Origin of the sequence: Pseudomonas sp. PDM18 (assembly GCF_014852585.1) — a bacterium.
Lineage (GTDB): Bacteria > Pseudomonadota > Gammaproteobacteria > Pseudomonadales > Pseudomonadaceae > Pseudomonas.
Genome location: NZ_JACVBX010000065.1, coordinates 1 through 210 on the forward strand (window position 1 = coordinate 1; position 210 = coordinate 210).

Consider the following 210-nt stretch of genomic DNA (forward strand, 5'->3'; position numbering starts at 1 on the left):
CGCCGGCCATGAACTCGCCGGTGGCCTTGCCGCTGATGGTCTGCTGGGCCTTCGATTCGTCGAGGTTGACGATGTCGTCACCGGCCACGGCGTTGATGGTCAGCTGGGCCACCGGCGCAGTAACGTCGACCGCGTAGTTGTGGCTGGCACTGGCGCTCGCGCTGTTGCCGGCAATGTCGGTGGCGACGAAGGTGGCGTCGATGCGGTGAT

At 66.2% G+C, this 210-nt stretch carries 1 protein-coding gene; it reads right to left on the reverse strand.

The features are described from left to right. The coding region (locus IB274_RS30275) for an Ig-like domain-containing protein (protein ID WP_192436310.1) at nucleotides 1-210 on the reverse strand (210 nt) is incomplete at both ends.